This is a genomic window from Desulfosporomusa polytropa, assembly GCF_055380075.1.
In genome coordinates, this window is the sequence record NZ_AP042400.1 from 3,264,368 (window position 1) to 3,277,911 (window position 13,544).

Here is a 13,544-nt window from a genome sequence, read left to right on the forward strand (position 1 = left end):
ACAACCGGAAAACGAAAAGTTTCCTACCTACTGCATCCTGGGTTTTGAATCTACGCTATAAGGATGGTGCTTACTTAGATAATAACATAGACACACCATTTTTGCAAGCAGTATTATTCAGAAATTTCCGATTGTTGAAGCCACTGAAAAATCTCTTGTTCAGGAATAGGACGACTTATTACATACCCTTGTCCATAATCACAGCCATGCCCCTGCAAATAACGTAGCTGTTCCTCAGTTTCAATACCTTCACCAACAACACTCAGCCCTAGTTTGTGAACCATAACAATAACACCTTCAACAATAGCCTTAGCAGATGTTACATCCTCTTGTTGCAAATGATCGATAAAGGTTTTATCAAGTTTAAGCGAACTAATAGGCAGTTGGCGCAAATAGGTAAGTGACGAATACCCTGTGCCAAAATCATCTAACGCCACACAGATGCCAAGTGCCTTGAGGCTCTCCAGTTGCTTTATACTTGTACCTGAAGACTCCATCAATATTGATTCCGTTATTTCCAGCTCTAAAAAACGAGGTTCTAGCTGAAATTCTTCTAATAATTTAGTTACAGTATCGACTAGATTACCTAAAAACAATTGATTGACAGATACGTTGACCGCAATTGTAACCTTCGAATAACCTGCCATGTGAACCTTTTGGATAAATTCGCAGGCTTGCCGCATTACCCACTCGCCAATCGGAATAATCAACCCGGTACTTTCTGCTACCGGAATAAACTTTAGCGGCGATACTTGACCATATTCCTTACTATTCCAGCGGAGAAGTGCTTCAAATCCGCTAACCTGGTTATCTGCCAGATTGATGATCGGCTGATAATGCAGTACAAACTCATTATTAGCAAGCGCCTGTCTAAGACCACTTTCTAGCGAAAGCCGCTCCACAACAGCATCCTCCATAAAGTTATCAAACAGACAGAAACTATTCTTACCTGACTCTTTGGCATGATACATCGCTGTATCTGCTTTGCGCAATAATTCAGCAACCTCGTTACCCTGTTCAGGATATAAAACAATACCTAAACTGGCGGTAGTAAAAAACAGGATACTATTGATTTCGAAAGGTTCGTGCATAACCTCCAAAATTGTCCGGGCGAAATTGCTAGCTTCCTTCGCGGTAATACCTGGTAGTAATGCAACAAACTCATCGCCACCCATACGACAAAATAAGCCCCCTGGTGGCATAACCTGTTCCACCCGTTTGGCCAGCGCGACAAGAAATAAATCGCCCCAGTCGTGTCCATAGGAATCATTGATAAGTTTAAAATTATCAAGATCGATATAAAAGATTCCGCCACTCATCAAATCCAATTGACTCAAAATCGATGAAACTTTCTCGTTGAATTGGCTTGAGTTTGGCAGCCCTGTTAAACGATCATAATAAGCATGCCTGTATAACTTATCTTCCTGAACTTTCATTTCCGTAATATCCGTATAGGAACCAGCCAGTCTTATGGGATTTCCTTTACTGTCAAGTAACGCCTTGCCTCGGGCAAGTAGCCAGCGAAATTCTCCGTCTGCATTTATGCAGCGGTGCTCACACACATAATATGGTGTCAAACCCAATAAATGCCGTTCCAGCGCTTTATCAACTCCCGGCAAATCCTCCGGGTGAATAGCGTTGCACCACACCTGCAAATTCACAAAAGATTCCTCTGTAAATCCCATTACTTCTTTCCACCTTGTGGAAATAGTCCGCTTGTCATTAATCAAGTCCCAATCCCAAAGCACATCATGCGAACCTTCCAACAGTAGCTGATACATATCCCGGCTTGTAGATAACTCTTCATTACTTGCTTTAAGTTCTTCTACTGTTTTTTGTAGTGACGCCTCTGAACGAGTAATAACCCTTGATGTCAGTCCCCATATGAAAAATACCAGTACAACCACAGCGATTGCACCTGCTGAATATTGTGCCCGGACAGCCCGAACTAACTGCGTTGATTCGTTGGTTGCCTGAGCTGACTCTACCGTATTGTACTCAATCAGCGCCATTATCTTTTGATCAATTTCCTGCCAATAGCCCATCAATTGTCCTAACTGTTTGGACTCATACCAACGCGCTGCTGACCAAGGATCTGATGCTATTGCTTTTGCTTCAGGTAAAAACTTCTTCCACGAATTTTCAACATCATTAAACAATTCCTGTTCTTCCAGACTGCCTATATATCTTAGTCGATAGATCATCTGACGGGAATTGACTTCGGTCATAATATCCAGCGATTTTCGCCTGGCCTCTTCAAGCTTCAGGGGGTCTTGCTCTGTTGTTAATTCATACAACAGGCGCTGAATACTTGATGCAGTAATACTCATCCGACCCAGGGCTTCAACACTTGGCATATGATTTATTTGAATTTGGTCAACATTTTTTTCAAGTTTCACCAAATTGCCATAACTAAGCAAGCCCGAGACTATTATTACAGCTACTATAAGAAGATATCCGGCAGCAAGTTTATGTTCCGTATACACCCCGCACCACCTCGCGCTAGTATATCTAATTATTTCATGTTTATGGCAATCTGGCAACCTCCATTTTGCAAAATTCGTCAATTTTCAACAAATAAATCCCCCGTATCATTTAATGATACAGAACTGCAATCGCACCCGCGTTCATGCTACTTTTCGTTAGCCAAGGCGTGTAGTTGCTCAGCCATGCTGGTCACTTCCTCAATACTGGCAGTGACTTCCTCAATGGCAGCAGCCTGCTGTTCTACCGTGACAGAGGTTGCTTGTCCCATAGTAACCGTTTTGTCAACAGATTCTTGGATGATGGTAGTAAACTCTTTAATCTTGCCAACCGTTTCCTTAGAATCACCGGAGAGCTTGCGTATTTCCTGAGCTACCACACCAAAGCCCAAGCCCGCTTGTCCAGCTCGTGCCGCTTCAATCGCTGCATTTAGGCCAAGTAACCGAGTCTCATCCGCTATATCCTTAATAAAGTCCATTACTTCATTGATTTTTCCTGAGACAACATTTACGTTTTTAATCTCGTTGTTGAGTGTATTTTGATTTTCGCTGACATCATTTGCAGATGCCGCCAATTCTTCCATAGTAGCCGATATCTGGACAACACTATCATTTATCAAACCAGCCATCTGTTTTAATTTATACTGCTGATACCCTGCTTTCGAAAGGGTATTAGCCACCAGAAACAGCATATTGGCGGCGGCGTCTAAGCTTTTTCTTGATATTTGCTTTACCTCACGCAAGGCAGCTATATATTCTTCAGGGTCTACACCAATTTCCTGGGCTACCTTGCGATAATAGGATTCGTCCGGAGTTGAGGTCAACACCTGCCCCCCGAGTATTGAGCCGATTTGCCGCCCCTCTAGCATAATAGGAGTACCAAAATCTACCAGTCCAGCATGGCAGTCATAAATCGATGGTTTACCTGTCCTGGCTGACTCCTCGCCGCCCTTGCGATCACATTCCATGCAGCGAGCAAGACCAACTTTTGAACCCCGGGTATGGCCAATACAAAATTTAGTAAAATTGCTTGGTTTAGTTACTGGATTTCCATCAATATCAACTGCAATACTTGCCACACCCAAGGAGTCTGCAAAGCTGTCCTGAAATTTTTGCAAAAAATCCAAGTCGACGATGTCCTGCAATTTTACATTATTGCTGTCGGTTAAGCCTTGATTTGCATTTATCACTTGGTTTTGCATTAAGCTGTCCCCCTCATATGATTTATTTAAATTTTGTGAATTATTACTTTATTCGCTATGTTTCGATATATTTCCTTGTAAGAATTATGTAACTTATGAAATATATAAAAAGGACCAGTTAGCAATTGCCTTACTGATCCCTTCATATAATAAGTACTCAATTACTGTTAATCGAGATTAAAATAACGACTGATGCAGACTATGATGCGGTGCCGGAATAACCAGTTGATCAACAAGGAAGCCACTGTCTTTGATAACATTACTACCAGCTCTAACAGCAGCTGTCACCGCGCCAACCTCGCCAGTCATGGAAACGACAGCCTTACCGCCCATCCCCCGCGCCAGACGAACTTCAAGTAATTGTATATTAGCTGCCTTCGCTGCTGTATCGGCAGCAACAATCGCCGAAGCCACTGAGTAACTTTCAATTACGCCTAATGACTTGATTTCTTTAACCTCAGTACAGCCTGATAATGCTTGGAATACGTCAGCATGAATGTTGGGCAGAACAAATTCGTCGACTACATTCTCTGTCCCGCCAACGCTTTTCCCACTCCGTACAGCGCTTTGCACTGCACCAACATCGCCGCCAACCATCACAACATACTTTCCCGGGCACAGGGGCTGCGATAGTATTAACTCAACATTAGCCGCTTTTAACATGGCATCAGCAACCAAAATGCCTTTGGTAATATTTTTAAGTTCTAACAATCCTATGGCACGTTTCATTTTAATCCCCCCTGCTCATTACACTGCCCGAATACTAATGGCTCCATCCACAGCAACCACTTGTCCTGAAATGCTTGCATGCAGATTGGTGCCTACTGCTGCACCTTCAGGAATAACAGCAACTAAATCACCCTTGTTAACCATAGTGCCTACAGCAACAACAGGTTTTGCTGGCGCACCAATATGCTGCGAAAGAAGTATTTTTACATTTTTCGTTGTAACTGGCACTGTTGCAAGCGGTGCTTTAACATCATATTTATCCAATCCCAGACGGTAGAGCAGCCGCTTCGTAGGAATTAGATGATATTCCCGATTGATGCGGGACTTTTGCGGTTTAGCATTATGAGGATTCTTCATTTTCGCCTGAGAAAATTGTCGTTTTAGTTCAGCATTAACTCGGCGTGGTGATAACCCCATGGTACAGCCGAAGGTTTCACAAGCTCCACATTCTGAGCAGAGAAGGGCTTTCGTAACAACATCGTGTTCGTTATACTGCCCTCTGCCAATGGCCTGCATAATCCGATGTGGTTCCAAACTATGGCCGAGGAGATTACGCGGACATACATCAGTACAAGCCCGGCAGTTACAACAAACGGCTTTAGCCCTGTTAGCAATAACCGACCAGGGGGTAGCTTTTTGGGTTACCAATGAGTGATCAGGCGGTAACACAATGATGCCGCCTGTTGTTTTGGTAACAGGCTGATCATCAGTTGTAAGCTTTCCCATCATGGGTCCACCATCAATAACGGCATAATTGGCAACAGTAGCTCCACCCGCCAATAGGATAAGTTCGCGAATAGCCATCCCAACAGGTACTTTAAAGGTAGCAGGCTTATTGACCGCACCTGTGACGGTAACATACTTATCGATAACCGGTTGCCCAGTAAGTGCCTCGGCTACATTGATAAGAGTTTCAACGTTAGCTACAACGACTCCAACATGCAGTGGAATGCCGCCCTCAGGTACCACTCTGCCAGTTACCTCATGCACAAGCACCTGTTCGTCACCTGCCGGATAAATATCTGGCAGAAAAAAAAGTTCAATTCCTTGACCGCTTGTTTGCTTAAGTTCGGTCTGTAGTTTATTTACGGCATCTTCATATTTGCGTTTGAGGCCAATAACCCCTCGCCGCGCACCAGTAGCCACCATGACGGTCTTTAGACCGGCAATAAGTTTGCTGCTTTCACTTGCCATAATAAGCTGATGCGCCCTTAGCAGCGGCTCACATTCTGCCCCATTAATAATAACGGTATCTACATTGGCATTGATTTTTACATAGGTAGGGAAGCCGGCTCCGCCGGCTCCTACTACGCCTGCCGCTTTAACGGCGGCAATAATTTCTTCCCGCATATGTCACCTACTCTCTTGGCGTATCATGTTACTCACACGATGGAAAACGCATCAACAAGAACACAGCGACGCTGGCGGGTAAAGCTGCGTGCAGAGGTAAGTCCCTCGCCGGTCGGCCCTGCAATAGTAAAGGTCGTAAATCCCTCGCCGCCAACACCGATTCCAGCAAATGACGGAGCGTTTTTCACAAATATAGTAGTCTCAATCGCCTTAGCTAATCTAGTTAAGTTATCCACATTCTTGGAATGCATAATCGCCGTATGTCTGTTGCCATGTTCGACTTTGACAGCAAGCTCAATAGCTTCGTCAATGTCTTTTACCTGCACAATGGGCAGTACCGGCATCATCAATTCTTCAACAACAAATGGATGGTCAGCCGGCGCTTCACAAATGACGGCTTTAACACTATCAGGTACATTAATACCAATTTGGCTTAAAATGTACTTAGCATCTTTACCGACATACTTCTTATTAACTCCGTAGCTCTTTTTGGGTTTTTCGGTACAACCGGCAGCAACTAATTCTTCTTTTTCAGTCAAAATGACGTTAGCTAACTTGTCAATATCTTGACCGGAAATGAGATAAGCCCCATACCGCTGCATGTAGGATATCAACTTATCAGCTACACAGCCGACAACAATAACTTCTTTTTCAGCAATACATGGCAGGTTATTATCAAATGAACAACCGGCAATAATGTCCCTGGCCGCTTTTTCAATATCGGCAGTTTCATCAACAACGGCCGGCGGATTGCCGGCACCGGCACCAATAGCTTTTTTACCAGAAGACAAAACAGACTTTACTACACCAGGGCCGCCAGTAGCCACAAGCATGTTGATGTACGGATGTTTCATCATAACATTGGTTGCTTCCAGCGATGGTTCAACAACTGCGGTTAATAGATTGGCCGGACCACCAGCTTTAACAATGCCTTCATTTAGCTGTCTGATTACTGTTAGGGATGTATTTTTGGCAGTAGGATGAGGACTAAAGACAACCGCATTACCGGCTGCAATCATGCCAATCGCGTTACAAATAACGGTTGCTGCCGGGTTTGTTGTTGGTGTAATCGATCCAATGACGCCATAAGGTCCCATCTCAATCAATGTTAACCCTTTGTCACCAGACCATGCTTCAGTTGCAAGTCCTTCCGTACCTGGAGTCTTGTCAGCAACCAGATGATGTTTGATGATTTTATCAGTAACCCGGCCCATGCCAGATTCCTTGACGGCCATCTCAGCCCATATTTCTGCATTTTCACGGGCAACCTTACGCATAGCCTGGATGAGTTCTTCCCTTTGGGCAATAGACAATTTTTTTAACTGTTTATAAGCATCACGAGCTGCAACTATAGCCTCATCCATAGTTGCATAAATACCGCCATTATCGACAGTACCTGCTTTATATTCCTGAACCCTGGACATTACTTCTGCTGTAATTTTTGCAACTAAACTTTGATCAATTGTCATTCATTTTCCTCCTTCCGTCCTTACAGCCTTATCTTAAAAGGCTGCCAGACCGGCTTTGGCTACAGACATATCTTCCTCGACTGCTCCGCCGCTTACACCAATTCCGCCAACTAAAACACCGTTATCCCAGATGGGTATGCCGCCGCCGAATATGACCATGCGACAACCATCAGTAGTGTTGATTCCATATAGACTTTGCCCTGGCTGGGATACCGCTGCCGCCTGCTCGGTAGACATCTTAAGTGCAACTGCCGTATATGCTTTGTTCAAAGCGATAGAAACACTGGCCAGTAAAGCATTATCCATTCGTTCCTGAGCCACAAGGTTGCCGCCAGCATCCACTACGGCAATTACCATCGGTACATTAATTTCAATTGCCTTCTTTTCAGCTGCAGCAATCATTTTTTTCGCCTTTTCCAACATATCGTTCTTCCCCCCATCAACTTGTTGTGGTGTTCCTTGAAGAACTTGCATTACAATTTGGCTTACCTTCGTAATCAGATCTTCCTGCTCAACACACCTTGCCAGAACAAATAACAGATCAGATAGACGGTTTAAATACAGGGCCACAGGTGTATTCACAGTTTCTGTACGTCTAAGTCTGACAATACATCTTTCAGCGCGCCGGACAATAGTCCGCGCCAAATCAAGCGCAGCGCTTGTTTGTGTTTCCCCTGGCGTAACAAAATACTTTTGCGGAATCCGCTGCAGCTCCAGCTTGTCAATGATTTTCTCTAATCGCTCTACATGTTGGGGAGTAATGCGATACTCGCTAGTATCGGCTGCATTGTCGGTAGCCAAATCAGCATTCAATAAAATTAATTCCTTTTGAATCGCATGGATAATATCAATCGCCCATTGTTTGTCGGTCAGCGATTTTGCCAAGCCCATAGCGGCATTGGCTTCATCTACAGTACCGTAAGCGTTTACCCGGTCACTATCTTTAAATACCCGTTCTTTGCTCAGAAGACTGGTTTTTCCTTCATCACCTGTTTTGGTATACACTTTCATGGTACATTACTCCTCGAGTAAATCTTGTTTTATCCGATGACCAAGTTGCTCTAAGACTCCCGCTTCTGAGCGGGATTTAAGAGCACCTAAGTCCCTGGATAGGCTCGGCTAAGCTTCAGTTCGAGTTAACACTCTTCCTCAAGCAAGTCTCGCTTTATCTCGATACTATCAATAATTCCAACGATGGCTGCATCAACTGCCGAATGCGGATTGCCGGTCACGTGGCGCGCAGAACTGCCATCAACAACAAGTACGGTTTCACCTGTACCGGCGCCAATTGTGTCTACCGCTACGATAGGCTTACCTGGCGCACCAGTACCAAAGCGTGTTGGTTGAACAATGAGCAGTTTGCAGCCTGTTAAGCTGTCATCCTTAGGTGTAGCCACAAGTGTGCCAATTATTTTACCTACCCACATATTCACTCTTCCTTTCCTTCTGCTAGAGTGCGGTTCAATATCGCTTCCCAGGTCTACCTTACTCCCAAATGATATCTACATTACATTCTCTAGCAACATCGCGTGCCAGCGGAGTGATAATGGTACCTTGGGCAACACGAACGATCTTCTCCCCGCTCTGTGCAGCATGTCTAAGAAAAGCAGCATCCAGTACCTGTTTTTTAGCGGTTCTTGCCGTAGCAGCTGGCAGATCAACGCTAACTTCTTTGTTTAACACCTTTTGGGCCGCAGCCGCCAAATTTGTTACAGAAGTAAGTTCAATGCCATAGGTGGCAATTTTTTTTAGATTATTTTTCAGTGCTTCGTACAGCACCGGCGGTGTTTGATTCATATTTTTTTGTATCCGCCAACTATCCTGCGGATCAGCTGCATTTGCTGCCGCTATTACAGGTTTACCCAGCATCAACGCCTGCATTATCAACGTACACACCATGGTATCAGCTAGAGTATGCGCCAATTTTGCCGCTGTGTTTTGGGTTAATACCGGGACCAATACAATATCGGCCATACGCAAATAGTTACCTGGATAAGGGGATTGGGTAGTAATAACACGGACGTCATTACCCAGTTTCTCTTTTATCCATTTCTCCCCTACAATCGTTTCTGCTGTCAGCGAAAGCACAATAGTAAGTTCTACGCCGATATTCTGCAGAGCTCTAAGCTCCTCCAGGCTTGGTTCAAGTCCAATGCTGCCGCCCGTGAAAATAGCCAATGCCTTATGCCGTGAACCGGTCGTTTGCACAAGTTTTTCGCTCTGCGCTTGTTTGAGCCGACGCAATACCTCAGTGATAACTAACTCCACAAGTTTTTCATTGTCCACACTAGTTCTCCCCTATTTACACAGAGTGATCATATCGCCGTTTTTCAGAAATACGGCATTGGCTTCATCTGTGTCAATGTGAAATTCCAGTCGGAAATTAGGATTTACCCGTACTAAAACATCATCAAAACTTCCACCCCGGGAACCACTGACTTTAACAGTGACACGGTCACCGTCAGCTACATGAAACCGCTGTGCATCGGTTTGCTCCATGTGAATATGCCGGGTTGCACAAATGACGCCTTCGGCAAGATTAACCGCACCTTTAGGACCTACAACAACAATGCCGGGTGACCCTTGAATGTTACCAGAATCCCGCAAGGGTGGTGCTACTCCCAGAGCAAATCCGTCTGTCCGGGATATTTCAATTTGAGTTGATTTGCGTATCGGCCCTAGCACCCTTACGCCACGCATAACGCCTTTGGGACCTACCAAGGTAACAGTCTCCTTGGCAGCAAATTCATTAATTTGTTTTAAATCTTTATCCTTAGTAAGAGTATATCCACTACCAAATAAGGCTTCCATATGCTCGGCAGAGAGGTGGATGTGACGGTTGGATACACCAACTGGTATACCTTGCTCTGTCTTTGCCGACTGATTTAATTCAGGCATAGCAGCCAATACTTGACTTATAATCTGTTCGAGTAGTTTTTGTTCCATCAGCTCACCCCGTTTAATCCGATGACCAAGTTGCTATAACTTTTTCTAAGAAAGCGAGATTGCCACGCTGTTCCTCGCAAATGACCCAAATTACTTATGGGCATTGCGACGACGGCACCTGACGTGCCTAGTGTCGAACGTGGGACGCAAATGCTCGACTGAGGTACGACGCGTGGCGATCTCGCTTTTATTTTACTTATTCTGACTTGGGAAGAATCTTCTCAATATCTGTGTGAGGACGGGGAATAACGTGTACAGATATCAGTTCACCCACCCGTTGGGCAGCAGCTGCGCCACTGTCAGTAGCTGCTTTTACAGCACCAACATCACCGCGCACCATAACCGTGACTAATCCTGAACCAATTTTCTCATATCCAACCAAAGCTACGTTAGCGGCCTTTACCATCGCATCAGCAGCTTCAATAGCGCCAACTAACCCTTTGGTTTCAACCATTCCTAATGCCTCTCCGCGCATACTATTCATCCTCCTTGTTCTTATCATAATGAATGCAGGTGATTCTGGGATCGCCTTTTTTCCGTGGACATGCAGGATCTCCGCACAAGTTACAAACATCCGGCGGATTACTAGGCGCCTGATTTTCCGTTTCAGCCGGCGGCGCTTCCGCAGGTTCCGCGACTTGAATATTCGTATTTTCCTTAGCCGTATCAGCAGGCTCTGAGTCCGCTTTCACCTCAATTATAGTCTCAGCCGGAGCAGCCTCTTCCATCCTTGGCCGAATTTCTGTCAGCTTCGGGGCCGGCGTTTGTCCTACAGTCTCTTTACTAATGATAATTTGGCCCAGTTCATTGTGCGGACGCGGTATGACATGTTTGGCATATACTGTGTTTACTTTTGCAGCCGCTGCTGCGCCTGCATCAACAGCTGCTTTTACAGCGCCTACATCGCCGCTTAGTTTAATAACAACTAAACCACCGCCTTTGGCAAGCTCATAGCCAAGTAATTCCACGTTAGCTGCTTTCACGGCAGCATCAGCCGCTTCCATACCGGCTGCAAGACCTACTACCTCAATCAGGCCTAAGGCATTTTTGACCATGTATTCACCTCCCCATGGCCTTGAGCACTTTCCTGTAATACTTTCAGAATAATCTCGCGTACACTTTCGTAAAGCTGGGCCGTAGCATCTTCCGGAACCGCAGCTTCTTCCATTGGATTTTCTTTAAAAGGTAACCCTTTTACCAGCCTGGCGGCATTATAACCGAAATACCGCCACTCAGCTAAAGTACTTTGACCATCATGCACAAACAGCGGCTGGTTTTCAGGCAATTTTTGATAATGGATACACATGGCAGTTGGAGCAATACCTACGCCCACTCCAAGCAGCGAAACCTGCGCCCCCTTATAAGCAAGCGCTATGGCATCTGCCGAACCGCCGTCTACGAGCGAACAGGGTACGCCTTCTTCTTCCATTCCAGCTCGAAGTTCTCGCAGCTTAGCTTCGCATGCTGGATCGGGAGAGGTACAAATAATTATGCTGGGTCGATTTAGTGTTGTAGCTGACTGCATAAGCTCACGCCTCACTATCAAGATAAGACAGTACCAGACCTGTAGCAACAGCATTTCTAGGTCCCTCGCTGCCGCGTATATTACCACGTCCACAAACGATACCATATTCCGCTAAAGCATCTGTTACCATATCAGGTACTTCAAAGTCCATAGCTGAACCGCCGACTAATACGACAAATTCAATGTGCCGGATATTGCCAGTAGGCGCAACCCGCTTCAAGGAGCGGAGCGCATTGGTAACAAAAACACGTTTCTTGGCTTCCCGCCGTACATGCCGGATTCGATCAAGCGCATGGTCAACAGGTATCGGAACCATACCGTCATCTTTTAAAATAACTACCCTGGCAAATACATGTGGCGGCAAATGTTTATCATAAAACTTTACTGTACCATCTTCCAACCGGACATGAAATAAACTTTCAACCTTAGCCAAGGGATACTTCTTTATATCTTCTGCCAGGTCAAAATCATTGAGTCCCAGTTCGGAATTAATCAGCATGGTTACCATATCACCAGCCCCACCCAAATGAATGGAGTGGGTCTGACAGTCTCTGGTAATGATGGCAGCATCGGTAGAGCCACCGCCCATATCTAAAATGGCCAGCGGTGTATCTGTGCCTGGAGTGGTTAAGGCACCGCGAATTGCCATGTTGGCTTCAACACCAGCAATCACGACACTTACTCCCAGTTCTGCCTGAAGTTTGTTGGCGATCTGCTGCATAGGCAAGCGACTGGTCTTAACCATAGCAGCCAATGCTACCGCACCTTCCAGCGCAAATTCCCCGGCTAAACCGCCTTGTACTTTTTGCGGTACAAAGGTATCAACAGCTAATATGTCCTGGATTTTCATGTCAGCTAGCGGCTGGGTGGTAAGTTCAGCCATTACCTGCCGCACTCTTTCCAACATACCGTTCACATTAGTACCTGCTTCACCTTGTACATCAACAACCGGCTGCACTCGTTCCACGGCTTCCATGATAGCGGCTGCACCTGCTTCGACATCAATATCGGCTTTGCCCTTTTGCCCTACGATAGTAATGAAACCAGCTGGAATGGAGCGAGCTTTTACATCACCCTCAGGAGTACGGACAACAACGGCTGAGCGATTGCCAATCAAAGCTCTGGCAATGGGTACAACCATTTTCGTTTCTTCTGGTGTAAGATCAAATACAGTAGCAATTCCATAGGGATTAGATAAAGTCTTAATCGTCTGCCCAGCCTCAGCCACCTCAACAGCAGCCAGCATACCCACCGGAACTTTTTCGATTAAAGTAACTTCATCAACAACAGGTATTACCTGCTTCAACCGATTTGCGATAAGCACAGCGTCATCTTGCCGTGCTATCGCACCTTGTACGGCCACACCACGCTTCAGGGCAGAATTAATGCCACGCGCAGCATCTTCAAAATCAATGCCTTTCGGAATCAAACAGATAACTTTCGCCCCCGGTTGACTCCCGGCAAGCTGACTAAAGGTGATTGTCATGCCAACACCTAACCCAATTCCCCCGGGAGTAGATGGGTTATGCCCGATCATGGTGGATTCGGTGATAATGGTTTCCGTGATGGTTTCCATAGCCAAATCACCAATAACCGGCGTCGCTTCGTTAAGCCGTATTTGACCTATCTCGTTCAAGCTTAGTCCAGCAGTTCTTACCGCCTCTTGCAGCGCGATAATAATACCAGGTACATTAGCCAGTGTTCCTTTGATGCCTGTTGTCTTAATAATACTGCTGGCTACATATTTTTTTATTTGACCTGCTTCAATTTGGGCCAAACACACTTCAGTTGTGGAGTTTCCTATATCCACGCCTGCAATAATAGGCATGAAAATTCCCAC

The 13,544-nt window shown here is 45.4% G+C and carries 13 protein-coding genes; all 13 read right to left on the reverse strand.

Translation table 11 applies throughout. The features are described 5' to 3' along the window. Positions 1 to 113: 113 nt before the first annotated feature. A complete protein-coding gene (locus ACZ449_RS17080; RefSeq protein WP_464257266.1) occupies positions 114 to 2,486 on the reverse strand; it encodes an EAL domain-containing protein in 2,373 nt (790 codons plus the stop codon). A 146-nt stretch (positions 2,487 to 2,632) separates the two neighbouring features. Continuing rightward, on the reverse strand, positions 2,633 to 3,685 hold the full coding sequence (locus tag ACZ449_RS17085; RefSeq protein ID WP_464257267.1) for a PocR ligand-binding domain-containing protein: 1,053 nt from the start codon (positions 3,683 to 3,685) through the stop codon (positions 2,633 to 2,635). A gap of 177 nt (positions 3,686 to 3,862) precedes the next feature. Then, complete coding sequence (locus ACZ449_RS17090) at positions 3,863 to 4,414, reverse strand: BMC domain-containing protein (protein ID WP_464257268.1); 552 nt, start codon at positions 4,412 to 4,414, stop codon at positions 3,863 to 3,865. 18 nt (positions 4,415 to 4,432) lie between these two features. Continuing rightward, positions 4,433 to 5,764 (reverse strand): SLBB domain-containing protein, encoded by a 1,332-nt coding sequence (locus tag ACZ449_RS17095; protein WP_464257269.1) that lies wholly within the window; start codon positions 5,762 to 5,764, stop codon positions 4,433 to 4,435. 32 nt (positions 5,765 to 5,796) lie between these two features. Beyond that, on the reverse strand, positions 5,797 to 7,233 hold the full coding sequence (locus ACZ449_RS17100) for an aldehyde dehydrogenase family protein (protein WP_464257270.1): 1,437 nt from the start codon (positions 7,231 to 7,233) through the stop codon (positions 5,797 to 5,799). A 33-nt stretch (positions 7,234 to 7,266) separates the two neighbouring features. Then, positions 7,267 to 8,244, reverse strand: coding sequence for a cob(I)yrinic acid a,c-diamide adenosyltransferase (locus tag ACZ449_RS17105; RefSeq protein WP_464257271.1), 978 nt, complete (start codon positions 8,242 to 8,244; stop codon positions 7,267 to 7,269). 125 nt (positions 8,245 to 8,369) lie between these two features. Then, positions 8,370 to 8,660, reverse strand: a complete 291-nt coding sequence (locus tag ACZ449_RS17110; protein ID WP_464257272.1) for a EutN/CcmL family microcompartment protein — start codon at positions 8,658 to 8,660, stop codon at positions 8,370 to 8,372. Between the two features lie 58 nt (positions 8,661 to 8,718). Beyond that, a complete protein-coding gene (locus ACZ449_RS17115; RefSeq protein WP_464257273.1) occupies positions 8,719 to 9,519 on the reverse strand; it encodes a flavoprotein in 801 nt (266 codons plus the stop codon). Positions 9,520 to 9,531: 12 nt separating this feature from the next. Beyond that, entirely contained in the window at positions 9,532 to 10,179 is a 648-nt protein-coding gene (gene pduL / locus ACZ449_RS17120) for a phosphate propanoyltransferase (protein ID WP_464257274.1), read from the reverse strand. A 196-nt stretch (positions 10,180 to 10,375) separates the two neighbouring features. Next, entirely contained in the window at positions 10,376 to 10,654 is a 279-nt protein-coding gene (eutM, locus tag ACZ449_RS17125; RefSeq protein ID WP_093794825.1) for an ethanolamine utilization microcompartment protein EutM, read from the reverse strand. 1 nt (position 10,655) lies between these two features. After that, positions 10,656 to 11,234 carry a BMC domain-containing protein gene (locus tag ACZ449_RS17130; RefSeq protein WP_464257275.1) on the reverse strand — a complete coding sequence of 193 codons (579 nt, stop codon included), beginning with the start codon at positions 11,232 to 11,234 and terminating at the stop codon, positions 10,656 to 10,658. Then, a complete protein-coding gene (locus ACZ449_RS17135; RefSeq protein WP_464257276.1) occupies positions 11,216 to 11,704 on the reverse strand; it encodes a glycerol dehydratase reactivase beta/small subunit family protein in 489 nt (162 codons plus the stop codon). Before ACZ449_RS17135 ends, ACZ449_RS17130 begins: the two co-directional genes overlap by 19 nt. A 4-nt stretch (positions 11,705 to 11,708) precedes the next feature. Further along, positions 11,709 to 13,532 carry a diol dehydratase reactivase subunit alpha gene (locus ACZ449_RS17140; RefSeq protein ID WP_464257277.1) on the reverse strand — a complete coding sequence of 608 codons (1,824 nt, stop codon included), beginning with the start codon at positions 13,530 to 13,532 and terminating at the stop codon, positions 11,709 to 11,711. Positions 13,533 to 13,544: the final 12 nt, after the last annotated feature.